Annotated in this window: 26 protein-coding genes and 2 tRNA genes; 14 read left to right on the top strand and 14 right to left on the bottom strand. The window is 59.5% G+C overall.

All coding sequences use genetic code 11. The annotated features are described in order from the left end of the window. Nucleotides 1–47 precede the first annotated feature (47 nt). The gene (locus RBH10_RS18845; protein ID WP_281036153.1) at nt 48–956 is read right to left on the bottom strand and encodes an MBL fold metallo-hydrolase; all 909 of its coding nucleotides are present in this window, start codon (nt 954–956) and stop codon (nt 48–50) included. A gap of 202 nt (nt 957–1,158) precedes the next feature. On the opposite strand from RBH10_RS18845, the gene RBH10_RS18840 reads away from it, so the two are divergent. After that, nucleotides 1,159–1,233, top strand: a tRNA-Gln gene (locus RBH10_RS18840). Nucleotides 1,234–1,564: 331 nt separating this feature from the next. Then, entirely contained in the window at nt 1,565–1,942 is a 378-nt protein-coding gene (locus tag RBH10_RS18835) for a hypothetical protein (RefSeq protein WP_281036154.1), read from the top strand. 273 nt (nt 1,943–2,215) lie between these two features. On the opposite strand, the gene mqo is transcribed toward RBH10_RS18835, so the two are convergent. Both mqo and RBH10_RS18825 read right to left on the bottom strand, forming a co-directional pair. Beyond that, nucleotides 2,216–3,937 (bottom strand): malate dehydrogenase (quinone), encoded by a 1,722-nt coding sequence (mqo, locus tag RBH10_RS18830; protein WP_281036155.1) that lies wholly within the window; start codon nt 3,935–3,937, stop codon nt 2,216–2,218. 390 nt (nt 3,938–4,327) lie between these two features. Continuing rightward, nucleotides 4,328–4,747 (bottom strand): hypothetical protein, encoded by a 420-nt coding sequence (locus RBH10_RS18825; RefSeq protein ID WP_045018188.1) that lies wholly within the window; start codon nt 4,745–4,747, stop codon nt 4,328–4,330. Nucleotides 4,748–5,011: 264 nt separating this feature from the next. Here RBH10_RS18825 and RBH10_RS18820 point away from each other — a divergent pair. Then, nucleotides 5,012–5,088, top strand: a tRNA-Pro gene (locus RBH10_RS18820). 163 nt (nt 5,089–5,251) lie between these two features. Here the strand turns inward: RBH10_RS18820 and RBH10_RS18815 are convergent. Then, nucleotides 5,252–5,572, bottom strand: a complete 321-nt coding sequence (locus RBH10_RS18815) for a hypothetical protein (RefSeq protein WP_281036156.1) — start codon at nt 5,570–5,572, stop codon at nt 5,252–5,254. 2 nt (nt 5,573–5,574) lie between these two features. After that, nucleotides 5,575–5,817: a hypothetical protein gene (locus RBH10_RS18810; protein WP_082065746.1), complete on the bottom strand. Its 243-nt coding sequence runs from the start codon at nt 5,815–5,817 to the stop codon at nt 5,575–5,577. Nucleotides 5,818–5,986: 169 nt separating this feature from the next. Between RBH10_RS18810 and RBH10_RS18805 the strand changes: the two genes are divergently transcribed. After that, a complete protein-coding gene (locus RBH10_RS18805; protein ID WP_281036157.1) occupies nt 5,987–6,226 on the top strand; it encodes a hypothetical protein in 240 nt (79 codons plus the stop codon). Nucleotides 6,227–6,305: 79 nt separating this feature from the next. On the opposite strand, the gene cysN is transcribed toward RBH10_RS18805, so the two are convergent. From cysN to RBH10_RS18790, 3 genes are read right to left on the bottom strand one after another with little or no spacing between them, the layout of a single operon-like run. Beyond that, nucleotides 6,306–7,787, bottom strand: a complete 1,482-nt coding sequence (cysN, locus tag RBH10_RS18800) for a sulfate adenylyltransferase subunit CysN (RefSeq protein ID WP_281036158.1) — start codon at nt 7,785–7,787, stop codon at nt 6,306–6,308. Further along, entirely contained in the window at nt 7,787–8,740 is a 954-nt protein-coding gene (gene cysD / locus RBH10_RS18795; RefSeq protein ID WP_045018182.1) for a sulfate adenylyltransferase subunit CysD, read from the bottom strand. The genes cysN and cysD overlap by 1 nt, the downstream gene beginning before the upstream one ends. Before the next feature lie 28 nt (nt 8,741–8,768). After that, entirely contained in the window at nt 8,769–9,551 is a 783-nt protein-coding gene (locus RBH10_RS18790; RefSeq protein ID WP_281036159.1) for a phosphoadenylyl-sulfate reductase, read from the bottom strand. Between the two features lie 204 nt (nt 9,552–9,755). Between RBH10_RS18790 and RBH10_RS18785 the strand changes: the two genes are divergently transcribed. The 5 genes from RBH10_RS18785 (at nt 9,756) to RBH10_RS18765 (ending at nt 14,380) form a co-directional block, all read left to right on the top strand. Next, entirely contained in the window at nt 9,756–10,196 is a 441-nt protein-coding gene (locus tag RBH10_RS18785; protein WP_003509013.1) for an Rrf2 family transcriptional regulator, read from the top strand. A 245-nt stretch (nt 10,197–10,441) separates the two neighbouring features. Further along, a complete protein-coding gene (locus RBH10_RS18780) occupies nt 10,442–11,467 on the top strand; it encodes a sulfate ABC transporter substrate-binding protein (protein WP_281036160.1) in 1,026 nt (341 codons plus the stop codon). Between the two features lie 141 nt (nt 11,468–11,608). Further along, entirely contained in the window at nt 11,609–12,466 is an 858-nt protein-coding gene (gene cysT / locus RBH10_RS18775; RefSeq protein WP_045018176.1) for a sulfate ABC transporter permease subunit CysT, read from the top strand. Continuing rightward, nucleotides 12,459–13,328 carry a sulfate ABC transporter permease subunit CysW gene (gene cysW / locus RBH10_RS18770; protein ID WP_045018175.1) on the top strand — a complete coding sequence of 290 codons (870 nt, stop codon included), beginning with the start codon at nt 12,459–12,461 and terminating at the stop codon, nt 13,326–13,328. Before cysT ends, cysW begins: the two co-directional genes overlap by 8 nt. An 11-nt stretch (nt 13,329–13,339) precedes the next feature. Continuing rightward, nucleotides 13,340–14,380: a sulfate/molybdate ABC transporter ATP-binding protein gene (locus RBH10_RS18765; RefSeq protein WP_281036161.1), complete on the top strand. Its 1,041-nt coding sequence runs from the start codon at nt 13,340–13,342 to the stop codon at nt 14,378–14,380. 536 nt (nt 14,381–14,916) lie between these two features. Here the strand turns inward: RBH10_RS18765 and RBH10_RS18760 are convergent. From RBH10_RS18760 to RBH10_RS18750, 3 genes are all read right to left on the bottom strand, one after another. Next, on the bottom strand, nt 14,917–15,900 hold the full coding sequence (locus RBH10_RS18760) for an NAD(P)H-quinone oxidoreductase (RefSeq protein WP_281037351.1): 984 nt from the start codon (nt 15,898–15,900) through the stop codon (nt 14,917–14,919). A gap of 225 nt (nt 15,901–16,125) precedes the next feature. Beyond that, nucleotides 16,126–17,928: a GGDEF domain-containing protein gene (locus RBH10_RS18755; RefSeq protein ID WP_281036162.1), complete on the bottom strand. Its 1,803-nt coding sequence runs from the start codon at nt 17,926–17,928 to the stop codon at nt 16,126–16,128. A gap of 172 nt (nt 17,929–18,100) precedes the next feature. Continuing rightward, the gene (locus tag RBH10_RS18750) at nt 18,101–18,337 is read right to left on the bottom strand and encodes a type II toxin-antitoxin system ParD family antitoxin (protein ID WP_045018398.1); all 237 of its coding nucleotides are present in this window, start codon (nt 18,335–18,337) and stop codon (nt 18,101–18,103) included. Between the two features lie 346 nt (nt 18,338–18,683). On the opposite strand from RBH10_RS18750, the gene betI reads away from it, so the two are divergent. The 3 genes from betI (at nt 18,684) to betA (ending at nt 22,677) form a co-directional block, all read left to right on the top strand. Further along, complete coding sequence (gene betI / locus RBH10_RS18745) at nt 18,684–19,304, top strand: transcriptional regulator BetI (protein ID WP_045018167.1); 621 nt, start codon at nt 18,684–18,686, stop codon at nt 19,302–19,304. Between the two features lie 11 nt (nt 19,305–19,315). After that, a complete protein-coding gene (gene betB / locus RBH10_RS18740; protein ID WP_281036163.1) occupies nt 19,316–20,797 on the top strand; it encodes a betaine-aldehyde dehydrogenase in 1,482 nt (493 codons plus the stop codon). A gap of 230 nt (nt 20,798–21,027) precedes the next feature. Next, nucleotides 21,028–22,677: a choline dehydrogenase gene (gene betA / locus RBH10_RS18735; protein ID WP_281036164.1), complete on the top strand. Its 1,650-nt coding sequence runs from the start codon at nt 21,028–21,030 to the stop codon at nt 22,675–22,677. Nucleotides 22,678–22,680: 3 nt separating this feature from the next. Here betA and RBH10_RS18730 read toward each other — a convergent pair whose 3' ends face one another. Both RBH10_RS18730 and RBH10_RS18725 read right to left on the bottom strand, forming a co-directional pair. Beyond that, on the bottom strand, nt 22,681–22,980 hold the full coding sequence (locus RBH10_RS18730; RefSeq protein ID WP_045018161.1) for a type II toxin-antitoxin system RelE/ParE family toxin: 300 nt from the start codon (nt 22,978–22,980) through the stop codon (nt 22,681–22,683). Further along, nucleotides 22,977–23,249: a YlcI/YnfO family protein gene (locus RBH10_RS18725; protein ID WP_281036165.1), complete on the bottom strand. Its 273-nt coding sequence runs from the start codon at nt 23,247–23,249 to the stop codon at nt 22,977–22,979. The genes RBH10_RS18730 and RBH10_RS18725 overlap by 4 nt, the downstream gene beginning before the upstream one ends. Before the next feature lie 150 nt (nt 23,250–23,399). On the opposite strand from RBH10_RS18725, the gene RBH10_RS18720 reads away from it, so the two are divergent. Further along, nucleotides 23,400–24,743, top strand: coding sequence for a chloride channel protein (locus RBH10_RS18720; protein WP_281036166.1), 1,344 nt, complete (start codon nt 23,400–23,402; stop codon nt 24,741–24,743). Between the two features lie 5 nt (nt 24,744–24,748). Here RBH10_RS18720 and RBH10_RS18715 read toward each other — a convergent pair whose 3' ends face one another. Further along, on the bottom strand, nt 24,749–25,501 hold the full coding sequence (locus tag RBH10_RS18715) for a DUF3750 domain-containing protein (RefSeq protein ID WP_281036168.1): 753 nt from the start codon (nt 25,499–25,501) through the stop codon (nt 24,749–24,751). Nucleotides 25,502–25,574: 73 nt separating this feature from the next. Between RBH10_RS18715 and RBH10_RS18710 the strand changes: the two genes are divergently transcribed. Then, on the top strand, nt 25,575–26,567 hold the full coding sequence (locus tag RBH10_RS18710) for an asparaginase (RefSeq protein ID WP_281036169.1): 993 nt from the start codon (nt 25,575–25,577) through the stop codon (nt 26,565–26,567). The last annotated feature ends 67 nt before the right edge of the window (nt 26,568–26,634 follow it).

The raw sequence follows: 26,634 nt of genomic DNA, 5'->3' as shown, positions 1-26,634 counted from the left end.
GGAGGATGTGATGACTCTGGTTTGAGCGCAGCCTCCAAACAGCTGCCTCACGCCGGAAAATACTCACCCAGCAGCGAAGGCGGGCCTTCGGTCCGCACTTCACCCTTTTCGATCAGGTCCTCGATATGGGCGAGCACGGAAAGTGCCGCCGCGCCGTGCAGGCGCTTGTCGGTGCTGGCGTAGATCACCTTCACCATATCGGCAATCCACCGGTCGCCTTCCCGGATGCGTTTCAGAACGGCCCTTTCCCGCATGCGGCGGTGGGCGCGAAGCCCGCGCATGAAGGCGGCCGGATCGTTGACCGGGCCGCCGTGGCCGGGCAGGAACAGCCGGTCGTCGCGGATAAGCAGCCGCTCCAGCGAGGCCATGTAATCGCTCATCGCCCCATCCGGCGGCGCGACGATGGTGGTGGCCCAGGCCATGACGTGATCGGCGGAAAAGACGATGCCGCTGCCTTCGAGTGCGAAGGCGGTGTGGTTGGCGGTGTGCCCCGGCGTATGCAACGCGGTGAGCGTCCAGCCATCACCGGAAAGGCTCTGCCCGTCACCAAGCGCCATGTCAGGCACAAAAGCCATATCGGAACTTTCGGCAAAGGGATTGGTCTCGCCCACATGCAGCGGCCGGGCGGCCCGATGCGGGCCTTCCGCTACCGTTAGCGCCCCGGTCGCCTCGCTCAGTCGCCGGGCAAGCGGCGAGTGGTCGCGATGGGTGTGGCTGACGAAGATATGGGTGACCTCGCGGCCATCAAGCGCCGCCATCAGCGCCTGAAAATGCACCTCATCCTCCGGGCCGGGATCGATGACGGCGACGGAACGATCACCGACGATATAGCTGTTGGTGCCGTGGAAGGTGAAGGCGGAAGGATTGTTGACGGTGATGCGCTGGATAAGTGGGGCGACAGGAACCGCCTCGCCATAGGCCGGCCTGAAATCGAGATCGAATGCCGGGTCCGCCATCGAGACCTCCTGAGATAATGCCATGCTACCCGCCGCACGGCCTTGGCCGCACAATCGCCAAGCCCTAACATGCCATGTCAGGCACGGCATCCAAAAAGCTTGGATTTTGTGAAAAAATAAACCGTCAGGTCATTGCCGCGTCGGGCAGGCTTTGCTAATCAGGCCCGGTTCAGGCAGCGGCGTTTCGCCCATGCTGCCCTGTTGGGGCGTCGCCAAGCGGTAAGGCACCGGTTTTTGGTACCGGCATTCCCAGGTTCGAATCCTGGCGCCCCAGCCAAATTTTCTTACCGCAGTTAAATAAGAGACTTAGACTTAGATGCGTACCTCACTATGTACCCCGTTTGCCGCAAGATTTGAACTCTTTCGATCACCTATGTTGCGTGAGTGATAGTCGCCCACTTTCTGCCAAGCAGTTAGCGGCGTGATCATCGGAGGTGAGGAAGCTGGAAGAGCGCGCCGCAACCTCATTGATAAATGGTTATTGCCCGGACTATCGAAGAGTGACCTTGATACTATCGGCTGTGGATACCTGCGCGTTGCGAATATTATCGCAATATTCGTAGGATATAGTTTGCGTCTTGTGCCTTGCATTTTGGGGATTGAATTGAATGAGGACAGCTTTATTTCTCTGTGCCGCCGTGATGACACTGGCTGGATGCCAGACTCCGGCACCGCAATCCGTTTTGGATTCGCAACGTCCACCGTCCAGACCGATTAAACGTGACTATGTGGATGCCATGCGCGGAACTATCAAAGCCGGTTATTTTACGAAAGCCGAGATTTCGAGCGTAGTGCTGCTCGACCCTGAAAAGCAGATTTACGCTTATTGCACGCGAACGGCGGAACGTTCCAACCCCGATTGGTCGTATATTGGCGTAGCCGTGTACAAGAATTTAAGCGTGGACGCTTCAAAGAATGACTACCGCTGCCGTGACAAGCGGTTGCGGTACTATAATTTTCCTGAGTTGCTGAACATGAAGTTCTGATAGAGCCGGGCAGGCGGTGCAAAGCTCGTCTTCCGCGCCGCCCATCTTCACTCCCGTGCTGGAGACCATGCAAGGAAACTTCAGGAGAAGTTCGGGGGGCTCAGCGAAAGACAGCACAAGCCACGCTATAACCCAGGATACCGTTAAGCGCGAAAACCTGTCCGCCGTCATTCTCGGGTCAAGCCCGCGGATGAGTGCGGGAAAGGCGTGCATCAACAAAAACGCCGCGCATCCAGAGACACGCGGCGTTCAATCCAAAATCGCAACCAAGCCTTAAAGCGCGATATCCGGAACCTTCTTCACCGGCGCACCAGCAGGTGCCGCACCAGCCCCCTTCAGCGCATCCAGATCGATCTGCGGCGGTGTCGGCAGTTGCAGGTGTTCGGCGGTGTAGGCCCATTCCTGCTGCACTTTTTCCGGGTTGTCATTGAGCTTGGTGCCGTAGCTTGGCACGATCTGGCGGATCTTGGCCTGCCATTCCGGGGTTGCCACCTTGTCCTTGAAGACCTTTTCCAGGACGCTCAGCATGATAGGCGCTGCGGTAGAAGCGCCCGGCGAAGCGCCGAGCAGGCCGGCGATGCTGCCATCCTGCGCGGCGACGATTTCCGTGCCGAGCCTCAGCACGCCGCCCTTTTCCTCGTCGCGCTTGATGATCTGCACGCGCTGACCCGCCTGCCACAGGCGCCATTCGCCCTGCTTGGCGTTGGGGAAATATTCCTTCAGCGCGGCAAAACGGTCGTCATCCGACATCATCAGCTGGCCGGCGAGATATTCCACCAGCGGATATTCATCGATGCCGACACGCACCATCGGCCAGGCATTGCTTGTCGTGACGGAGGAGACGAGATCGAAATAGGAGCCTTCCTTCAGGAACTTGGTCGAGAAGGTGGCGAAAGGTCCAAACAGGATGACGCGCTTGCCGCCAAGCACACGGGTATCCAGATGCGGAACCGACATGGGCGGCGAGCCGACCGAGGCCTTGCCGTAGGCCTTGGCCAGATGCTGCATCGTCACGTCAGGATTGTCGTTGATCAGGAACGAACCGCCGACGGGGAAGCCGGCATAGTTTTCGCCTTCCGGAATGCCGGACATCTGCAACAGATGCAGCGCGCCGCCGCCGGCGCCGATGAATACGAATTTCGCATCCACGGTCTGTTCGGCATCGGTCTTCAGGTTGCTATAGGTCACGCGCCAGCTGCCATCGGCATTGCGCTGGATGTCGGAAACCTCGCTGTTGACCTGCAGGTCGAAGTTTTTATCGCTCTGCAGGTGCGATACGAACTGGCGGGTGATTTCGCCGAATTCCATGTCGGTGCCGAGCGGCGACCAGGTCGCGCCGATCTTCTGGGAAGGATCGCGGCCTTCCATCATCAGCGGCACCCATTTCTTGAGCTGCTCGGGGTCGCTGGAATATTCCATGCCGGCGAAAAGCGGGCTTGCCTTCAGCGCCTGGTAGCGCTTTTCCAGATAGGCGATGTTCTCATCGCCCCAGACGAAGCTCATATGCGGCGTGTGGTTGATGAAGGAGCGCGGGTTCTTCAAAACGCCGTTGCGCACCTGCCATGCCCAGAACTGCCGGGAAATCTGGAAGGATTCGTTGATGTTGACGGCCTGGGTGATCTTGATGTTGCCGTTGTCGTCTTCCGGCGTGTAGTTCAGCTCGGCAAGCGCCGAATGGCCGGTGCCGGCATTGTTCCAGCCGTTGGAGCTTTCAAGCGCTACGCCGTCCAGCCGCTCGATCATCTGCATTGACCATGTCGGCTCGAGTTCGCGCAGCCAGACACCGAGCGTCGCGCTCATGATGCCGCCGCCGATCAGAAGTACGTCGACCTTTTTGGCCGCCGTCGTATTGGCGAGAAGTGAAGATGTCGGCAGCGCCGCCGTCGCGAGCCCTGCGAGCGCAGTGCCGAGAACCTGTCTGCGGTTCATGGGAAGCGCATGTGTGGAAAGATCAGTGAGCTGGGATTTGTCTTGATCGATGGGAGTCACGGCCATACCTGATTCTTGTTTTGTGTTAAAAACACTCCTCCCAATTGCCCCGTTATAGCAAAGCTCAAACCGGCACAACCCTGACTTCTTCACTCCAGTTCAAGCGCTTTTGCAGGGATTTTGCCGGGACATAAGGTCGCAACGGCGATTTGCACGGCTTTGCCGATTGTCATTTTTATGGTTGCGAAGATTAGACGGTGCTTTCAAACGGTTGAAAGTGTCCTAAGTGCGCAATATCGCGGAAAGGCCTGCAATCCAGCGTTTGCAGCGCGTGTCGGGCCAGACCGCGCCGTTCCGGGCAAAAAATTTTTCGGAAACTGACAATAATCTCGAAAAAGTGAAAAGGCCCGCCGGTTCGGGCGGGCCTTGGTTCGTTCCGTTTTCTGGTCGAAAACTTTAGTTTGCGGCGAGGAATTCCGCGCAGTAGCTCGGGCCGTTCACGCCGGGGCGGTCGGAGACCGTGCGCACCGAGGTGATGGTGTAATCGCTGGAGACGGTCAGCTGAACCGTGCAGGAGAGCGAGGCGGTTCGGGCAGGCGAGATTTGGCGACCCTTCTTGCCGTCCTTGCCTTCTTCGAACTTGGCCGGAACAGTGGCCTTCTTGTAGCCGCCGCGCCAGTTATAGATGGTCGAGCTGCCGGTTTCCGTGTCGCTCAGCGGCGGGCCGAATTTTGCAAAGAAAATACCCGCGGACTGACCGACCCACCGCGTCTCAACGGGGCTCTTCTGGGTGAAGGAAGGGGCAGAGCCCGTCGATGTCGTGCAGGCGGAGAGCGCAATGGCGAGCCCTGCGAGCGTTACGCTGCGAAATAGCATGGTGAAATGTCCTTTGTGCCGTGTCCGGCTTCCCGCCGGTCATTCCGTTCCCCTAGCAGATTTGGCGGCGACGGGCAGGGGAGGTGTGCCGCTTGACGAAAATTTCCTGCCACAATTGCTTTTTTGTAACGTTTTCCGGCATCCCACCCCACGCGACAGGTGCTTTGCGACCACCCTTCGCCGCGCTGCGAAAACTTGTCATAAAAAATGCAATATGCCGCTTGTCGAATGCCGGAGGCTGGTCTATAGAAGCGCCGCTGGTCACGGAGTGTAGCGCAGTCTGGTAGCGCACGTCGTTCGGGACGACGGGGTCGGAGGTTCGAATCCTCTCACTCCGACCAGCTTAAGCCCAATCTTTCCCGGGGCTCGCAACTGATCCCGATATTTCCTGAAAATCCCTAAATCAAAGTCTCGCACCGAAACCGGACCGTTTAAAAACCGGACCCGTTAGAATGCATTCGCGGCTGCACCTGCAAATCAGGGCTTTGGCGACTGCACGGACAGTCATTTACTCATTCTCGCCAGCGCGAAAATGAGAAAAACACAAACAACAGCCGTCGGCCAGAAGTCGGTTAAACCATCCCACGACCAATTCCAGAAGTAATAGCCTTCCAGATGGGGAGGGGGCATTTGGACCGAGACCTCGTAGTCGCGTTTTTCCCGACCATGGAAATGACCAGCAGCGAAGGCCAGCCCGACTATCCACGCCATTCGCCAGCTAACGAATAAGCGAAACAGCACGGCGACAATCGACGCCATAATGACGGCTTCTAGAATGTGCCCTGCCCAATCCCAATGGTCTTGAATGTAAGTCCAGTCGATCATCGTTAGCGGTAGCGGTTATCACCACGCCAGTCGCGACGATCGCGCCAGTCCCGGCGATCACCACGCCAATCCCTTCGGTCGCGCCAGTCGCGACGGTCATAATCGCGGTAGTAGCGATCGCGGTCATAGGTGCGGTAATACACGCCTGTCGTATAATATCCGCCGCTACGGTATCCTTGATCGTCGACACAGCCGCTCAGGATGCCGACCGAAACCAGGCAGATCGCTGCAGTCAAAATTTTCATAATCCTCATCTCCCAATGACGGACTCTAACGTGTGTTGGAGTACGCAGTTCCATTGATGAGAGAGTGACGTGTCGGCTATTAACCGGGCCTGAACACAGGTCCACGGGTTTCCCCTGTGAATGGTCGTGGCTGGACAATCCGGGTCACGGCGTAGGCAGCAGCGCCAATGTGAAACGGTGCCATGCGCTCGCCATCTTCTCGGCCCTGCCCACCTTCGCGGACTTGATGCGTTTGCCGTTATCGGCTGGAATGAAGCGATTGTCAGCGCAGCCGCAGGGAACACAACGCTTCCTCAGCCGTTCTCCATTCACAACAACAATGGAGGATAACATGCTGAAGGGTATTGCGCTGTGGGCTATGGGCGTTCCGATCTTCGTGATCATTCTGCTTTATATGTTTGTTTTTTAAGCTGTATCTGACCACAGCCACCACAACAAAAAAAGGCGACCGCAGAGCGCGGTCGCCTTTTTTGTTTTAAGCGGGTTTCTCAGTCCAGATCGCTGATCAGTCGCGAGGCCGTTGCGCCATCCGTGCGGCGGATGTCGATCTCGTCGCGGTGTTTGGCGAGCAATTCGCTTGCCAGAAGCTTCTCAGCCAGATGGGCGGGAAGGGAAAGGATGACCCTGTCGCCCTGTTCCTCGGTCGCGCCAACGCTGCGCTTGCCGGTGATCATGCCGCCCGCAACCGTGTTGTTGGTATCGGGATCGATCAGGATGAAGGAGCCAGTCGCCCGGTTCTGTTCATAGGCGTCGAAGATCGCCGTCTCGTCGAAGGAGAGCCGCACCTTGCCGATGGCGTTCATCGGCAGCGACGTCTCGTGCGACTGCCATTCACCTTCTTTCAGGTTGAGCTGGCTGACCGGCTGTACGCTGACGCGCTGGCGGCGGCTGCCGCTTTTCAGCCAGTAGCGCTTGCCGGCTTCGATGCCACCCGGCTGCAACGCCACGATCTGTGCGTCGAAAGAAAGCCCCGTTTGCGGCTGCGCTTCGATGGAGACGATCATGTCGCCGCGCGATACGTCCACCTGACGGTCGAGAACCAGCGTGACCGCGTCACCCGCTACAGCAGCGTTGCGCAGCAGATCGAAAGTGACGATCTGCTTGACGTTGGCGACCATGCCGGAAGGCAGGACAACGACGCTGTCACCCGGCTTGACCGAACCGCCGGCAACCGTGCCCTGATACCCACGGAAACTTTCGCCGGGGCGTGACACGCGCTGTACCGGGAAGCGGAAGCCACCCGATTGCGCCGAGCGCACCGTGGCTAGCTCCAGCGTTTCGACCAGCGTCGGGCCTTCATACCAGGGCATGGAAGCCTTGCCTGATAGCACGACGTTTTCACCCTTCAGCGCCGACATCGGAATGGCGGTGATCTGCTTGATGCCGAGGTCGGAGGCGAAATCGCGGAACTCGTGGGCAATCAGTTCAAAACCGGCCTTGTCGTAATTCGTCAGGTCGATCTTGTTGATGGCCAGCACGAATTGCCGGATACCCATCAGGGCGGCAATGGTGGCGTGGCGGCGTGTCTGTTCCAGAATGCCAGTGCGCGCATCGACCAGCAGCACGGCGAGATCGGCGGTCGAAGCGCCGGTCGCCATGTTGCGGGTATATTGCTCATGGCCGGGCGTATCGGCCACGATAAAGGCACGCCTGTCGGTGGAGAAATAACGATAGGCGACATCGATGGTGATGCCCTGTTCGCGCTCGGCCTGCAAACCGTCCAGCAGCAGGGCGAAGTCGGGCAGGCCGAGATCGTTCTGCTTGCCGCTGTCTCGGTGCAGTGTGGCGGCCTGATCTTCCTTGACGGCCTTGGTGTCCCACAGGAGACGACCGATCAGGGTCGATTTGCCGTCATCCACGCTGCCGCAGGTAATGAGACGAAGCGGGCGCGTGTCGCGCGTCGCCTTCGAATGTTCGGCAAAGGGCAGAATGGTGGCCGTGGAGGCGTTATTGGTGGCAGCGGCGGTCATCAGAAATAGCCCTCGCGCTTCTTCTTCTCCATCGAACCGGACTGGTCGCGGTCGATGGCGCGGCCCTGCCGTTCGGAAACGGTGGCGATTTCCAGCTCGGCAATGACTTCCTGAAGCGTGGCGGCTTCGGAACGGATCGCGCCGGTCAGCGGGAAGCAGCCGAGTGTGCGGAAGCGGATCGAGCCGTGCTGAACCTCTTCGCCGGGCAGCAATTCAAGGCGCTCATCCTCGGCCAGGATCATCATGCCGTCGCGCTCGATGTAAGGACGCTCGGCAGCGTAATAGAGCGGCACCAGCGGAATGTTTTCCGCTTCGATGTAACGCCAGATATCGACCTCGGTCCAGTTGGAGAGCGGGAAGGCGCGCACGCTTTCGCCCTTGCGGACCATGCCGTTATAGATGTTCCACAGTTCCGGGCGCTGGTTGCGCGGGTCCCATTTGTGGTCGGGCGTGCGGAAGGAATAGATGCGCTCCTTGGCGCGGCTCGCTTCCTCGTCGCGGCGTGCGCCACCGAAGGCCGCGTCGAACTGGCCGGCATCAAGCGCCTGACGCAGCGCTTCCGTCTTCATGATGTCGGTGTAAAGCGCCGATCCGTGGGAGAAGGGCGTCACGTTTTCCGTCTCGCCGCGCGGGTTGGTGTAGGAGATGAGGTCGAGATCATATTCCTTGACGATCTTGTCGCGGAATTCGATCATTTCCTTGAATTTCCAGCCCGTATTGACGTGCAGCAGCGGGAAGGGCACGCGGCCGGGGAAGAAGGCCTTGCGCGCCAGATGCAGCAGCACGGAAGAATCCTTGCCGATGGAATACAGCATCACGGGATTGTCGAATTCGGCGGCAACTTCGCGGAAGATGTGAATGGCTTCGTTTTCAAGCGCCTTCAGATGGGGATCGAGCGGCGGCTTGGATGCGACAGTATTCTTGCTGTCCGTCTCGTGGACTGCGTTGGACATTGTGAACTCCGGAAAATGTACTGAATGATTATCGTTGCGGGATGGCGGAAACGGCGGGTGTCTGTTCCGCACCGGCGACGTGAAGACCGCATTCGCGCTTCTCGTCGTTTTCCCACCACCATCGACCGGCGCGCTCAGGCTCGCCGGGCTTGATGGCGCGTGTACACGGCTCGCAGCCGATGGAGGGGTAACCACGCGCATGCAACGGATTGACGGGAATGTTTTCAGACGCGACATAGGCCTGGATCTGGTCGATGTCCCAGTCCGCCAGAGCATTGATCTTGATGAGATTACGCTCGGCGTCGAACTCGGCGAAAGGCGTCGTCGCGCGGTTGCCCGACTGGCCGCGCCTGAGACCGGTGATCCAGAAGGCAGCGCCATCAAGCGCCTTGCCAAGCGGGATCAGCTTTCTGACATGACAGCAGGCGTGACGCGCCTCGATGCTTTCGTAAAACCCATTGAGGCCGTATTTCGCGGCATAGGCGTCGATATCGTCCTGCTCGGGCCGGAAGCGACGGATTTCAATGCCGAAACGTTCCTCGGTTTCATCGATGAGATCGACGGTTTCCTTGAACAGACGGCCGGTTTCCAGCGTCACGACATCGATCGGCAACCGGTGCGTACCGATGGCGGCGGTGATAACCTGATCTTCGATGCCGAGGCTGGTGGTGAAGACCGCACGGCCGCCGAGACCGGCGATGAAGGAAAGTCGTCCCGCAAGATCGAGCCCGGCAAGCGTGGCGTCGAGGGATGCGGTATCGGCAGAGGCATTTGCTGAATTGATCGTCATTGTCACGTCCGGGATTTCCATGGCCGATTATTGTTGAAATCCGGCCTCCGGAACAGAAATGACAGTCTTTGTGCGCTGCACTTCAGAGCAAAAATGCCTCACGCGCGCTTTGTATGAGCAAAAGATGCCCGTTCACCTTCTTTGCAGCTTGGATTTGAATTGTGACAACTTCTGCGCTAAGCCGGAATTGCCGGGTTTCCGGGCTTGTGGTCTACTGGTTTTACGATGATTTCGCAGAAGGCAAAATATGCGCTGAGGGCGCTTCTCTCGCTGGCAAAGGCCGACGGCGGCTGTCCTGTGCAAATTTCCGATATTGCCCGCGAACAGGCCATTCCGAAAAAATTCCTGGAACAGATCCTTCTCGAAATGAAGAAGGAACGCATCGTCGAAAGCAGACGTGGCAAGCAGGGCGGTTATCTCTTGGCACGGCCGGCCTCTGATATCACCTTCGGCGAGGTGCTGCGCCTGATCGACGGGCCGCTTGCCCCCTTGCCCTGCCTGTCGCAGACCGCCTATCGCCGCTGCGAGGATTGCGATGGCGAGAAGCAGTGCGAGATACGCCACGTATTTGCCCGCGTGGCGGATGCCACCCGCAACATCCTTTTCAACACCACTGTTGCGGATGCCGTTGCCGGTGTGGAAGTGCCCGAGCTTTTGACGGCCTGACGAAAAAATCGTCTAAAAGGCCGTAATATTTTTCGTCTCAGGCGCAAAAAATCGTCAAAAATGTGAAACGGTTTTGCATTCAGCAAAGTTTTACACGACGCTTGTTGCGTGATTGGCTTGTGGTGCGCTGTATTTGTTGCCCGGGGAAACGCTCTCGGGAAACACTTTTTCGATCGTATTCGGCCTCATTGACCAACTCTACTCAACCAGTAGAGTTAAGCCATATTCATCAGGAGGGAATACCGATGTCTAAGCTTCTGTCCGGTTTGAGCGTTGTTGCTCTCGGCCTTTCTTTGGCTCTTGGGGGTGTTGGTTCGGCCGTAGCGCAAACCAAGCTGCTCAACGTGTCCTATGATCCCACCCGCGAACTCTACAAGGATTTCAACGAAGCCTTCGCCAAGAAGTGGAAGGCCGATACCGGTGAAGACGTCACGATCCAGCAGTCGCATGGCGGTTCCGGCAAGCAGGCGCGCTCGGTCATCGACGGTCTGGAAGCGGATGTGGTGACGCTGGCGCTGCAGAGCGATATCGATGCCATCGTTCAGAATTCCGGCAAGATCAACAAGGACTGGCGCGGCCGCTTGCCGCATAATTCCTCGCCTTACACCTCAACAATCGTGTTTCTCGTCCGCAAGGGCAATCCGAAGGGCATCCATAACTGGGGCGATCTGGTGAAGGGCGATATCCAGATCGTCACGCCGAACCCCAAGACCTCTGGCGGCGCGCGCTGGAATTATCTTGCCGCCTGGGCTTGGGCGAATGAAGAGTTCAAGGGCGATCAGGACAAGATCAAGGCCTATGTCGGCGAACTCTACAAGCGCGCCCCGGTTCTCGATACCGGCGCCCGTGGTTCCACGGTCACATTTGCGCAGCGCCAGATCGGCGACGTGCTGCTGGCCTGGGAAAACGAGGCCTATCTCGCCGGTCAGGAATTCGGTGCGGATGCCTTCGATATCGTCGTGCCGCCGATCTCGATCCTTGCCGAACCGCCGGTCGCCGTGGTTGACGCCAACGTCGATGCCAAGGGCACCCGCAAGGCGGCTGAAGCCTATCTGCAATATCTCTATTCCGACGAAGGCCAGAATATTGCGGCCAAGCACTTCTATCGCCCGTCGAACCCTGCGGTCGTCTCCAAGGATCTGCTGAAGCAACTGCCCGAGATCAAGCTCGTCACCATCGACGATCCGATCTTCGGCGGCTGGGCCAAGGCGCAGCCGGAACATTTCGGTGACGGCGGCATCTTCGACCAGATTTACAAGCCCGCCAAGTAAGCGGATGATGGGCTGAAACGAGATCGCCCGCCCCACGAAGGGAAACTCGAAAAGCAGATCAATCGACCGGACACCATGCCGGTCGATACTTTATAATAAGGGCCGGGGAACGCCGGCTCCTTTTGACTATCCGGAGCCTTGATGAGCAATAATACATCCGGAAACAGGTGGAAGTGGCGTCAATCGAGCGTAATACCCGGCTTCGGCCTGACGTTCGGTTACACGGTAACCTATCTGTTTCTCATCATTCTTATTCCGCTCGGCGGCCTTGTCTGGTCCACGGCGAAACTTGGTTTTGCAGATTTTATTACGATTGCCACCGACAGCCGCACGCTGAACGCGCTGCGCGTCAGTTTCGGCACGGCCTTCATTGCTGCGCTGGTGAATGCGTTTTTCGGCGTCATCGTTGCCTGGGTTCTGACGCGTTACCGTTTCCCCGGCCGCCGGTTCGTTGATGCCATCGTGGATTTGCCCTTTGCCCTGCCGACGGCGGTTGCTGGTATCGCGCTCACCACGCTTTATGCCAATCGCGGCTGGGTCGGTTCGCTGTTCGAACCCTTCGGCATCAAGATCGCGTTTACGCCGACCGGCATTGTCATCGCGCTGATCTTCATCGGCCTGCCATTCGTGGTCCGCACCGTGCAGCCGGTCATGGAGGAAATTGACCGGCAGGTGGAGGAGGTGGCGGCAACGCTCGGCGCCAACCGTTTCCAGACCATCACCCGCGTACTGCTGCCAAGCCTGACGCCCGCCATCCTGACCGGTTTTGCGCTCGCTTTTGCGCGCGGCGTCGGCGAATACGGCTCGGTCATCTTCATCGCCGGCAATATCCCTTACGTCTCGGAAATCGCACCGCTGCTCATCGTCATCCGGCTGGAGGAGTTCAACTATGCGGGCGCGACAGCCATCGCCACCATCATGCTGATCATCTCCTTCGCCATGCTGTTCCTCATCAATCTCATTCAGGCCTGGAGCCGCAAGAGGTACGGTTATGTCTGACGCTTCCCGCACCTCATCCCGACCGTTTCGCGATCCCGCCAGCGAGAGCCTGCCCGCCCGGCTGGCGCTGCTCGCCATCGCTTTCCTTTTTCTTGCCGCCTTTCTCGTGCTGCCGCTGATATCGGTATTCTTCGAAGCTTTCCGGAAGGGCGCGGACGCCTTCTGGCAGGCGATCGTCGAGCCGGATGCGCTCTCCGCAATCCGCCTGACGCTGCTTGTCGCCGCCATTTCGGTGCCGCTCAACCTTATCTTCGGTGTCGCGGCCGCCTGGGCGATCGCGAAATTCGAGTTCAAGGGCAAGGCGTTCCTGATAACGCTGATCGACCTGCCGTTCTCGATCTCGCCGGTTATTTCCGGTCTGGTCTATGTCATCCTGTTTTCCGCACACAGCGTGCTCGGGCCGTGGCTGAAGGGTTACGGCATCGAAATCCTATTCGCGGTTCCGGGCATCGTGCTCGCCACCATCTTCGTGACCTTTCCCTTCGTCGCGCGTGAACTCATCCCGCTGATGCAGGAACAGGGTAATGGCGATGAGGAAGCGGCGATTTCGCTTGGCGCAACCGGCTGGCAGACCTTCTGGTACGTCACGCTGCCCAATATCAAATGGGGCCTGCTCTACGGGGTGCTGCTCTGCAACGCCCGCGCCATGGGCGAGTTCGGCGCCGTCTCGGTGGTGTCAGGCCATATTCGCGGCGAGACCAACACCATGCCGTTGCATGTCGAGATACTCTATAATGAGTACAATCTTGGCGCGGCCTTTGCGGTGGCGACGCTGCTCGCGGGTCTGGCGCTCGTGACACTCGTTCTCAAAACCATTCTCGAAATACGCTTTGGCGCGGGCAACGCAGCCGGCAAGCATTGAAAGGCATATTCATGGAAGTGAAAGTTTCCGGCATCACCAAGCAGTTCGATCGCTTTCCCGCGCTGAACGACGTGTCGCTCGACATTCGTTCCGGCGAGCTGATCGCGCTGCTCGGTCCCTCCGGTTCCGGCAAGACGACGCTGCTGCGCCTCATCGCCGGCCTTGAGCAGCCGACCAAAGGCCATATCTTCTTCGGGGACGAGGACGCCTCGCACCGCACGGTGCAGGAACGCAATGTCGGTTTCGTTTTTCAGCACTACGCGCTGTTCCGCCACATGACGGTGGCGGAGAACATCGCCTTCGGCCTGAAGGTGCGTCCCTCCGCCAAGCGCCCGCCAAAGGCCGAAATCCGTCGGCGGGTGTCCGAACTTCTTGACATGGTGCATCTCTCCGGTCTCGAAAAACGCTATCCCACCCAGCTTTCCGGCGGTCAGCGCCAGCGCGTGGCGCTTGCCCGTGCCGTCGCCATCGAGCCGAAGGTCCTGCTGCTCGACGAACCCTTCGGCGCGCTCGACGCCAAGGTCCGCAAGGAGCTGCGTCGCTGGCTGCGCGAATTCCATGACCGCACCGGCCACACCACCGTTTTCGTCACCCACGATCAGGAAGAAGCGCTGGAACTGGCCGACCGCGTCGTCGTCATGAGCCAGGGCAAGATCGAGCAGGTCGGCACGGCGGATGACGTCTACGACACGCCCAATTCTCCCTTCGTTTTCTCCTTCATCGGCGAATCCTCCAGCCTGCCGGTGACGATCCGCGACGGCCAGGTGGTGTTTCAGGGCGAAAGCATCGGTGTCTCCGAAACCGGTACAGGCGAAGGCGAGCTTTTCTTCCGCCCGGAAGACGTTGTGCTGACCGACGAGAAAAACGCGCTTTACGGCAAGGTCACCACCTGTCGCCGCCTTGCCGGCACCCGCATCGCCGAAATCGACATCGCCAATAACGGCCATGAACCCTATCACCTAGAAATCGAGGTGCCGCTGAACGCCGCCGTGGCAGTGGGAGCCGAGCTGCGCTTTCGCCCGACGCGGTGGAAGGTGTTCGGCAAGAAGTAGGGAGAGGATCACGGGTGGCGTGCCACCGGACGCGCGCGTGTGATGATATGTGACGCGGAGAGTGACTGATCGGGCGACTAACACCCCCGTCATTCCGGCCTCGAGCCGGAATCCAGGCGACACGCGTCTGCGTAGCGGAAAGACACCCTTCAGCCCAAGGACTTGGGCTGGCTGGATGCCGGGTCAAGCCCGGCATGACGGAAGGAGAGTGTCACGGGCGGCATCAAGCGTTGAACTCGCGGTGCCGTTCTCAATCGATACCCAGATTTTAATACTGGGCCGCTGAATCCACAAACGGAAAAGGGCCGCCAGAGGCGACCCTTCCATGAGCTTGGTCCTGTTTACAGACCCGGGACTGTTTCTCAACGTTCCGAAGGCAAGAGGTTTTTACGCCGAGGGCTGCCCCGTCGAAAACCTACCCTTTCCATTGCCTGCACCAGAGACCGAAATCTCATTAGACATTGGATCACCTCCTTCCGATACGTTGAACATAACTAGAAGGTAGTACGATCTCGCCGTTAATGCAAGAGGTGTGATTAGGACACCCGCATCACGATCTTGCCGATGTGATTGCTGCTTTCCATCAGCCGGTGGGCTTCGACAACCTCGTCCAGCGTGAAGACCCTGTTGATAACAGGCGCCACCTGGCCGCTTTCGATGAGCCGCCAGACCTGCTCGATGAGGTCGTCGCGGATGGCGCGTTTCTCGTCGGCGGTGCGGGGCCGCATGGTGGAGCCGGTGACGGTGAGGCGTTTGACCATGATTGGCGCAAGGTTGACCTTGTCGGCTACCGCACCGCCCAGAAAGGCGATGATGGACAGGCAGCCATCCTTGGCGAGTGCGGCAATGTTCTTTTCGAAATAGGCAGCGCCGATCATGTCGAGAATGACATCGACGCCCTTGCCATCGGTCTCGGCCTTGATGACGGCGGTGAAGTCCTCGTCGCGGTAGTTGATGGCACGTTTGGCGCCGAGCTTAACGCAGGCCTCGCATTTTTCCGCGGAGCCCGCCGTGGCGTAGACGTCAGCGCCAAAAGCCTTTGCGAGCTGGATGGCCGTCGTCCCGATGCCGCTGGTGCCGCCGTGGATAAGCACGCTTTCGCCTTCAGTCAGGCCCGCCATCTGGAAGAGGTTGGCCCAGACGGTGAAGAAGGTTTCCGGCAGCGCGGCGGCCTTGACGGCGTCGTAGCCCTTGGGGAAGGGCAGGGCCTGCCCGGCTGGCACGGTGCAATATTCGGCGTAGCCGCCGCCATTGGCAAGCGCGCAGACCTTCTCGCCCGGCTTGAATTCATTGACGCCTTCACCGAGAGCAACCACCTCACCGGCAATTTCGAGGCCAAGGATCGGGCTTGCGTCCTTCGGCGGCGGATAGATGCCCTGCCTCTGCGCGACATCGGGGCGATTGACGCCCGCCGCCTCGACCTTCACGAGGATCTCGCCTCTGGCGGGGGTCGGCAAAGGCGCTTGCGAAAGCTGCATCACTTCCGGGCCACCATGGGAGGGAAGGTCGATGAAGCGCATCTTTTCGGGCAGGGCCAAATTCTGGAGCGGGGTCACGGGCAATTCCTCAATTGTCGGCGTCATCAGGAGATTTAGGGCAGATGCACCGCTTAGGGAAGAAGGCCGTTTGTCGCTGGAACGCCACGCGTCCTTTGAGAGACGCCAAAGACGTTCTATCTATTTGAAACTACGCATCGTTCCCGCCGAAAATCGATGCCGATTTTTGACGGGAACAATGCGTAGGTGTCAATTTTTCTCGCCGAACACCCGGATGACGAGGCCGCCTTCGTTTTCTTTCGCGGCCGTCTTGATGCCGGCAATTTCACTGCCGATGCGCTCGGGATTGGCGATGATCAGCCCTTTCGGCAGCGTGAGAACACCGATGGAGCAACGCAGCAGGGCAAAATCCCGTTCATTGCCGCGGCGGTCCAGCCCGACCATGCGGCCGGCCTGACGGTCTTCCGGCGAATAGAGTTCGGCCACCTCGGCGTGGAAATCGCTGAGCAGGCGCTCGAGGATTTCCGTCAGTTCCTCCACCGCCCAGTCACGCACGCCGACGAAAAAGTCGTCGCCGCCGATATGGCCGAGAAAGCAGTCGCCGGCAAAGAAGTAGCGGCGCATCAGCGCCGAAAACAGGGTGATGGCGTGGTCACCGGCGTTGAAGCCGTATTTGTCGTTGAAGGGTTTGAAGTTGTCGAAATCGCAATAGCAGAAGAAGCGCGTCTCATCGCCATCGCCGCAACTGTCGGCAATGAAGCCGCCGATGGCGCGGTTGCCGGGCAGTGCCGTCAGCGGGTTCTGGTCCTGCGCCATCTTGAGCTGTTTTTCGTTGATGACCTTGATCAGCGACGCCGCCGAAACGATGCCGGCGTAACGCATGTTTTCGGTCAGGATGATGCAGGCGCTGCCACCCATGCTGGCGAACATGTTCATCAGCTGGTCGGCATCCGCATCGAGGCCCACGATCGGCGCGGGATCGACGAAGTGGGAAATGGTGCGCTCATATATCTTGTTCTTGAGCAGGTCGCGGCCGAAGGGCCGGTAGATATATTCCTTGAGGTGATATTCGTTGATGACGCCGCGCGGTTCGCCATTGGCGTTGAGAACCGGGAAAAACGCCTGCTGCGGGTTTCGGCGGAACAGTTCGAAGACGCTGTCGACGCTGTCATGCTCATAGACGGTGGGAAGGCGCTCTATTTCGCGACGGATGAGGATTTCATCCAGCGACTGGCTGCTGCGCCGCGCCACGCCCATGCGGTTGAGGTGCGGAAAACTCTCAGGCAACTCGCTGGTGAAGACCGTCGGCTTGGCGATCAGCCAGCCCTGCACCAGATCGACGCCATATTCGCGGCAGGTGAGGAATTCCGCTTCGGTTTCGATACCTTCCGCAATGACCCGGACGCCGAGAACATGGGCGATGTTGACGATGTTGCGGACCAGGTGCTGCTTGCGCGGAAGATGGTCGACGCCGTGGATGAAATGCCGGTCGATCTTCAGGTAATCCAGCGGATAGTCGCATAGAAGCTTCATCTCGCCGTGACCGGCGCCGAAATCGTCGATCGCCAGCTTGAAGCCTTCCTTGCGCATGCGGGCAATCAGCGCCGTGAATTCCGGCACGCTGGTATTGTCGAAACGCTCGGAAAGTTCAAAGCAGATGGAGGAGGCCGGAATACCCGCCCGCGCCAGGTGGCCGACAAGCTTGTCGAGAATGGCATCGCCGTGCGGGATAAGCCGCACATCGAGATTGAGGAAGAGGGTGGTGGTGGAAAAATCCGCCAGGGTGGAGAATTTCGCCAGCGCCCGGCTTGCCAGCATCTGCTCGAAAGCCTTCAGCTCGCCATCCTCGGCGGCCTGATCGAGAAGCGCCAGGGGATTGGAAAAACCAAGCCGGTCGTGGCCGCGCATCAGCGATTCATAACCGAAAATCGTGCCCGTCGTCGCCTCGACAATCGGCTGAAACGCGGTTTCAAGTACAAGTTTCGCCATGGGAAACATGTGCCCGGAGGCAAACCGCCTTATGACATCGTTCTCCAGCGTAACGGCCGGCATTTCTGTTCTCCGCTATTGCCGGTTCCCGTTGGTGGCATGACACATGAAATGCACACACGGAAACCTGTCTCTTTTGCAGCCGACAATCGCAGATTACAGGTCAACAAAAGCTTTCACGACTGTGAAGCTTTGATGAAGGTTTTGTCACAGGCCCCTCGAAAGCCACGGGTCCTCAGGCCCGGCGCGCATGCCCGGTGTGAGCGGCGTAAAGTTCCGCAACATTCAGGCGTTCGCGGTCTGCCTCTACAGGCGTTGCGGGCGTGGTGTCTGTGCCGGTTGCGGCAGAGGCCGCCCATAGTCTCAGCGCGGCCCTGACGACCTCGCTGCCGGATGCGTAAGCGCCGCAATTGACGGCCTCGCGCATTCTTGCTGCCTGTTCCGGGGAAATCGATACTGTTACCATTGGCATGATATCACTCCCTTGTTCAACCGTTGCGAAGGCATCTCCGGTCCATGGTGCGGACAGCGTGCGATCGCGGTCTTGCGGGCGTTTTTTCATCTTTCGTCTGGCGCCGCTTCCAGCGAAATTTGTATCATGCTGCATATTAGCACGAAACGTGTTCCATTCCCAATTTGCAGTATATCACGGTTTAGTTTTTCCCCCGTGAGCCGGGCCGCAGCATGCGTATGGGTAGTCATGTCAGGCTGTGCCGGCGTTTCTTTGATCCATGGCAAATCAGCGACATGAAATGGCGCATTTTTTATTGATTGATTGATCAATCAAGAATATTTTGCCCGCCATCAAGGAGACCTCTATGCCCAAGATCGGAATGGAGCCTGTGCGCCGGAAGGCGCTTGTGGATGCGGCGTTACGCACCATAGGCCACCATGGTTCGTTGAATGTGACGATGTCGGATATCGCCCGGGAAGCGGGCGTATCGGCGGCGCTTGCGCATCATTATTTCGGCAGCAAGCAGCAGCTTCTTCTGGAAACCATCCGCAGCCTGCTGCGGGATCTGAGACGTGACGCGGTGGCGGCGCTGACCCGCGCCAACGGCCCGCGCGAAAGGCTGAGCGCCATCGTGCACGTCTCCTTCCAGAGCGACCAGTTCACGCCCGAGACGGTAGCGGCATGGCTTGCCTTTTACGTCGAGGCGCAGCGCTCGGAAGAAACCCGCCGTCTGCTCGTGCTTTATTCCCGCCGCCTGCGCTCCAACCTCATGGCAAGCCTCAACCGGCTCTGCCCGCCCGATGACGCCGCGCGCATCGCGGAAGGGGCCGCGGCCCTGATCGACGGGCTTTATATCAGGCACAGCCTGCGTTCGGCCCCGCTCGGCCTCGCCTCCGCGCCGGCGCTTGTCGAGGATTATTTCGACATGCAGCTCAAACCCTTTCCCGATGGACAGCGCCCGAAGCCGTCCGTCCGCATTCTCTAGGAGTATTCGACATGACCACCGCGACGTCTCTCCGGGCGCAACCCAAAGCCTCGCATTTCATTGACGGCGAGTATGTCGAAGACAATGCCGGCACCCTTTTCGAAAGCGTCTTTCCGGCAACCGGCGAGGTCATCGCAAGGCTGCATGCGGCAACGCCGGCGATTGTCGAGCGCGCCATCGCTTCTGCCAAACGCGCCCAGAAGGAATGGGCGGCGATGAGCCCCATGGCGCGCGGACGTATATTGAAACGTGCCGCCGAGATCATGCGCGAACGCAACGAGGCGCTCTCCACGCTCGAGACGCTGGATACCGGCAAGCCGATCCAGGAAACCATCGTCGCCGATCCGACCTCCGGTGCCGTTGCCTTCGAATTTTTCGGCGGTATCGCGCCTTCCGCTTTGAACGGTGATTACATCCCGCTCGGTGGTGATTTTGCCTATACCAAGCGTGTGCCGCTCGGCGTCTGTGTCGGCATCGGCGCATGGAACTATCCGCAGCAGATCGCCTGCTGGAAGGCCGCACCTGCGCTCGTTGCCGGCAATGCCATGGTCTTCAAGCCATCGGAAAACACGCCCCTCGGCGCCCTGAAGATTGCCGAAATCCTGATCGAGGCCGGGTTGCCCAAGGGCCTGTTCAACGTCATTCAGGGTGATCGTGATACCGGCCCGCTTCTGGTCAACCACCCGGATGTCGCCAAGGTTTCGCTCACCGGCTCGGTGCCGACCGGCCGTAAGGTTGCCGCTGCCGCTGCCGGACATCTGAAGCATGTGACGATGGAACTCGGCGGCAAGTCGCCGATGATCGTCTTCGATGATGCCGATATCGAAAGTGCTGTCGGCGGCGCCATGCTCGGCAACTTTTATTCTTCCGGTCAGGTCTGCTCCAACGGCACGCGTGTCTTCGTGCAGAAAAAGGCAAAAGCCCGCTTCCTCGAAAACCTGAAGCGCCGCACCGAAGCGATGATCCTTGGCGACCCGCTCGATTACGCCACCCATCTCGGCCCGCTGGTCTCCAAGGCCCAGCAGGAAAAGGTTCTCGGTTACATCGAAAAGGGCAAGGCGGAAGGCGCGACGCTCGTGACCGGCGGCGGCATTCCCAACAATGTCTCGGGCGAGGGCGCTTATGTGCAGCCGACCGTGTTTGCCGATGTGACTGATGGCATGACCATCGCGCGCGAGGAAATCTTCGGCCCGGTCATGTGCGTGCTGGATTTCGACGATGAGGACGAGGTTATCGCGCGTGCCAACGCCACGGAATTCGGCCTTGCCGGCGGCGTCTTCACCGCCGATCTCGCCCGCGCCCATCGCGTGGTCGACCAGCTGGAGGCGGGCACGCTGTGGATCAACACCTACAATCTCTGCCCGGTGGAAATGCCCTTCGGCGGCTCGAAACAATCCGGCTTCGGCCGCGAGAATTCGGCGGCGGCGCTTAACCACTACAGTGAATTGAAGACGGTTTATGTGAGCACGGGCAAGGTGGTCGCGCCTTATTAATTCAGCTCGGTGGGCGGGGGTTACCCCCTCTGTCCTGCCGGACATCTCCCCCTCAAGGGGGGAGATCGACCTGAGGCACGGTCTCACCCATCTCGGTGTTTGAGAATGAAGTTGCGGTAGCGCGTCTTGCCGATCTCCCCCCTTGAGGGGGAGATGTCCGGCAGGACAGAGGGGGTAAACCCGCCCGCTGACAGTCAATCGGAACCAACGCTCATTGGAGAGAGCAAATCATGCAGGCAGATTTCGTCATCGTCGGTTCGGGTTCCGCAGGCTCCGCCATCGCCTATCGCCTGTCGGAAGACGGCCGCTATTCGGTGATCGTCATCGAGGCGGGCGGTTCCGATTTCGGCCCCTTCATCCAGATGCCGGCGGCGCTCGCCTGGCCGATGAGCATGAAGCGCTACAATTGGGGTTATCTCTCTGAGCCTGAGCCGACCCTCGACAATCGCCGTATCACAGCACCGCGCGGCAAGGTCATCGGCGGCTCGTCCTCCATCAACGGCCTCGTTTACGTGCGTGGCCATGCGGAGGATTTCAATCGTTGGGAGGAGCTTGGCGCGCACGGCTGGGCCTATGCGGATGTGCTGCCTTACTTCAAGCGCATGGAACACAGCCATGGCGGCGAAGAGGGTTGGCGCGGCACGGATGGGCCGCTGCATGTGCAGCGCGGGCCGGTCAACAATCCCCTGTTTCATGCCTTCATTCAGGCCGGTGCACAGGCCGGTTTCGAACTCACCGATGACTATAACGGCTCCAAGCAGGAAGGTTTCGGCCTGATGGAGCAGACCATCCACCACGGCCGCCGCTGGTCCGCCGCCAATGCCTATCTGCGGCCGGCGCTGAAGCGCGGTAATGTCACGCTGGTCAACGGCTTCGCCCGCAAGATCGTCATCGAGAACGGCCGCGCCGTGGGTGTCGAGATTGAGCGCAGGGGCGTGGTGGAAACCATCACGGCCAATCGCGAGGTCATTCTCTCCGCATCCTCCTTCAATTCGCCGAAATTGCTGATGCTTTCCGGCATCGGGCCTGCCGCCCACCTGGCTGAAATGGGTATCGAAGTGAACGCGGATCGTCCGGGTGTGGGCGCAAATCTTCAGGACCATATGGAGTTTTATTTCCAGCAGGTCTCCACCAAGCCGGTCTCGCTTTATTCCTGGTTGCCATGGTTCTGGCAGGGCGTGGCGGGCGCACAATGGTTGCTGTCGAAGGGTGGGCTCGGGGCCTCCAACCAGTTTGAAGCCTGCGCCTTCCTGCGTTCCGCACCGGGCCTCAAACAGCCCGATATCCAGTATCATTTCCTGCCCGTCGCCATTTCCTATGACGGCAAGGCGGCGGCAAAAAGCCACGGTTTTCAGGTGCATGTGGGTTACAACCTGTCGAAATCGCGCGGCAACGTCACCCTGCGCTCCGCCGATCCGCATGACGATCCGGTCATCCGCTTCAACTATATGAGCCACCCGGAAGACTGGGAAAAATTCCGCCACTGCGTGCGCCTGACGCGCGAAATTTTCAGCCAGAAAGCCTTTGATGATTTTCGCGGGCCGGAAATCCAGCCGGGCGAGAAGGTGGTGACGGACGAGCAGATCGACACCTTCCTGCGAGAGCATCTGGAAAGCGCCTATCACCCCTGCGGCACCTGCCGGATGGGGGATCGCGACGATCCGACGGCGGTCGTCGATCCCGAATGCCGGGTGATCGGTGTTGAAGGATTGAGGGTCGCCGACAGCTCGATCTTCCCGCATGTAACCTATGGCAACCTGAACGGCCCGTCGATCATGACCGGCGAAAAGGCGGCCGATCATATTCTCGGCAAAACCCCGCTGCCGCGTTCCAATCAGGAGCCGTGGATCAACCCACGCGCGGCCGTCAGCGACCGGTGACGGTCAATGGTAGTCGTCCTCGCGCTGGTGGCGGACGGCGGCGATGGTGACGGTTTCAGGACCGTCGATGCGGAACAGCACGATATAGCCTGACGAGCCGAACGGCACGAGCAGTTCGCGTATCAGGCTGTTTTCCGCAGATGCCTTGCGGCAACTGAAAGGAAAGTCTGTCAAAAGTTGCAGCCCTGCCTTGATGGCATGGATCGCTTTTGCCGCCACATCGATGTCATAGGCGATCAGAAAGTCGTAGATTCGGTCGAAATCACCCAACGCTTCCTCGGTGTAACGAAGCGTATATGTCATTTCCGCTTTGCTGCCTTCGCGGCATCAAGCTTTCTTTGCATCATCGAAAGAACGTCGTCGGTGGTATAATAAACTCCCGTGCGTTCCGCCTCTTCGAGCGACGCCAGCCCGCGCGCAATAAACTCCGCCTGAGATTTGCGGATTTCCACCTGCCTGCGCACGGAATCCTCAACGAAGGAGGAAAGCGTCTCGCCATCCTTCAGCACGCTTTCCGCCGCCTCGCGAAAATCCGCCGTTACCCGCAGCGAAGGGATCGTTGCCGTTTTCATGGATCGTCTCCTTGCGTTGCAATTGCGATGCATAAGATCGAACATTGGCGGCGGCGAGTCAAATGCTAAACCTTGCAATCACGGGCCTTGAGGCAGATAAACAGGCTTCCCGCCTGATGATGAATAGCAAAATTACCGATCTGGACCGCCATGCCCGTCGATTACAAGAAGCTGAAAATGCTCCGCCGTTCCCGTGTCGTCTGGGGCTCCTGGCGGGTGTGGAAGCCACGCGCGGTATTCTGGATCGGCGCGCTTGCCGTCGGTATCATCAGCGTCGGGTTTGCATGGGCGGCAGATCGCGCCCAGCATCTTTTCTTTACCGCAACCTCTTCAGGCGAGTGGGCCTTTCTGCTGCCCCTCATCATAACGCCGCTCGGTTTCACGCTGTGCGCCTGGCTGGCGTTGACGGTTTTCCCCAATGCCGGCGGTAGCGGCATCCCCCAGGCGATTGCGGCTCGGCACCTGCGCGACGATGCGGACCGTTCCCGTCTTCTGTCGCTGAAACTTGCTTTCGGCAAGGTGGTGCTGACGGTAGCCGGGCTTTTGTCCGGTGCTTCCATCGGCCGTGAGGGGCCGACCGTTCAGGTTGGTGCCTCGATCATGCTGCAGGCGGCGCGCTGGGGCGGCATGGCGCAGGCAAAGGGGCTTATTCTCGCCGGATCGGCGGCGGGCATCGCGGCCGCATTCAACACGCCGCTGGCGGGCATCGTCTTTGCCATCGAGGAGATGAGCAAGACCTACGAATCGCGGGCAAACGGCCTCGTCCTCACCGCCGTCATCCTGTCCGGCCTCGCCTCGCTGGCGCTGGTTGGCAGCTATACCTATTTCGGCACCAGTTCCGTGATGGCGCAAACGATGAAGGACTGGCTGCTTGTTCTGGTCTGCGGCATTGGCGGCGGTGCATTCGGTGCGCTGTTCAGCGCCGGCGCTCTTCGCTTATCAGCCCGCATCCGCCGCTTTGCGCAGACCATGCCATTGAAACGGATGCTGGCGGTCGCGGCCGCCTGCGGCCTTGCCTCCGCCATTATCGGCGTTGCAACTGATGGCGCGACCTTCGGAACGGGTTACGAACAGGCGCGTGCGGCGATCGAAGGTCAGGCAGCGCCGGCCTTCTTCTTCATCGAAAAGCTGGCGGCGACTTTCCTCGCGATGATGTCGGGCATTCCCGGCGGTATTTTCGCGCCGTCGCTGTCGGTGGGCGCGGGTTTTGGCAGCACCATGGCGACTTTGCTTGGCACCAGCATCGGCCTTGGCGCCATTGTCGGCATGGCGGGATATTTTGCAGGCGTGGTGCAGGCGCCGATGACGGCTTTCGTGATCATCCTCGAAATGACCGGCAATCACGAGGGGGTAATCCCCATCATGGTCGCATCGATGCTGGGATATCTAACCTCACGCCTGTTTTCCCGCGAGCCGCTCTATCACGGCCTGTCGCGCGTTTTCATCGCCCAGGCCATCCGCGCAAAACGGGCAAGTCACGTCGCCGATGCCTGAAGGCATCAGACTCGGATACCCGCCACCCCGAAATAACCCAGCCCCGGTATCTTCACGCCGGGGCGGATGAAATCGACACCCGCAACCAGACCGAGGAAATTGACCTCGAAGCCGCTGCGTGCGCCTGCGGAAATGCCGAACAGGCCGCCCAGCGAAACACTGGCATCCTTCCAGTCATCGGCAACGTGATAAAACGCGCCGTTCGGCAGATAGTCACGGCCCACCGCGTCTGATGGCAGAACCACGCCGAGTTCCGGCACGCTGCGCAGCACATGGGCGACGAAGGTGTTGGAGTTGGGGCCGGGATAGATGCGGTAGCCGCCCGGTTTGCCATAGGGATAATCGGCAATCGCCTGTTCGATTTTCGGGATAAGCTTTTCCGCCTCCGCGCCATGGATCGCCACCACCTGACGCGGCGTGTTGGAATACCAATAGGCATCCGCCGCGTACCCATTACGGCGGATTGGCATTCCCCAACCCACCTTGTCATAACGATCATAGGCCTTTGCGCCCGGCTTCTTCAGCACGACCCAGGCGTGGCTGGCGAGGGAGCCTTTAAAGCCACCGGTCATGGCGGAAAAGACGTAGACGGCAGCCTCTCTGTCCGCAGCGGCTTGCGGAAGGGTGCCTGAAGAAGACCAGCGGGCATCACGCCAACCCTGCGGATGATCGCGCATGGCCCACAACCCGGCTGATGCCAGTGCGGGAAGCAAATAAATAACGGCAATCGCCAGCAACAGACGTTTGGCAAATTTCACTGATAGCCCCGTGCATCGAAAAATCAATTGCGCTATCAACGACATAAAATCAGAATTTTTTGAGGCCGTGAGCATGAACAATCCCGTTACCGTCGAAGTCGTCAGGGGCAATCTGGTCGAAAGCCGCCATCAGGGCCTTGCCGTGGTGGTGGATGGCGATGGCGGCGTCGTGTTTTCAGCGGGTGATGTCGAGCATGGTGTCTTCCCGCGTTCCGCCTGCAAGGCCATGCAGGCGCTGCCGCTGGTGGAAAGCGGCGCGGCGGATGCCTATGGCTTCGGCAATCGCGAACTGGCGCTCGCCTGCTCCTCCCATTCCGGCGAGGACGAACACGCGGCACTCGCCGCCTCGATGCTCGCCAGGGCGGGCAGGGATGTCGATACGCTGGAATGCGGCGCGCACTGGTCGTCCGACCAGAAAACCATCATCCATCAGGCCCGCACGCTGGAAAAGCCGACGGCGCTTCACAATAATTGTTCCGGCAAGCACTCCGGCTTCATCTGCGCCTGCTGCCACACGGGCACCGACCCGAAGGGCTATGTCGGTTACGATCATCCCCTGCAGCGGGAAATTCGTGCGACGATGGAAAGCCTGACGGGCGCGACACTCGGTCACGACAATTGTGGCGTGGATGGCTGCTCGATCCCCACCTATGCCGTGCCGCTGAAAGGCTTGGCGCATGGTTTTGCCAAAATGGCGACGGGCAGGGGGCTGGAGGCCGGTCGCGCCAAAGCGTCCCGCCGGCTTTTCGAGGCCTGCATGGCGGAACCGTTTTATGTGGCGGGCACCGGTCGCGCCTGCACGAAGCTGATGCAGATCGCACCGGGCAGGATTTTTGCCAAGACCGGTGCGGAAGGCGTCTTCGTGGCAGCATTGCCGGAAAAGGGCATCGCCATGGCGGTGAAATGCGAGGACGGCACGGCGCGTGCGGCCGAAGCGATGATCGCCGCCATGCTGGCGAAATATTTCGATGGCGCCGAGAACGAGGCGCTTCTTGCCATGGCAAACCGGCAGATGCGCAACTGGAACGGCATCCATGTCGGCGATATCCGCGTCGTTGGCCTCTAGAGCGTTTCCAGTAAAACTGCGTTGCGGTTTTGCGTCCGGAAAATGCGTGAAAACAAAAATTTAAAGC

Source organism: Rhizobium sp. AN73 (assembly GCF_030757975.1).
Classification (GTDB): Bacteria; Pseudomonadota; Alphaproteobacteria; order Rhizobiales; family Rhizobiaceae; genus Agrobacterium; species Agrobacterium arsenijevicii.
This window is presented reverse-complemented; position numbering and strand designations above follow the sequence as displayed.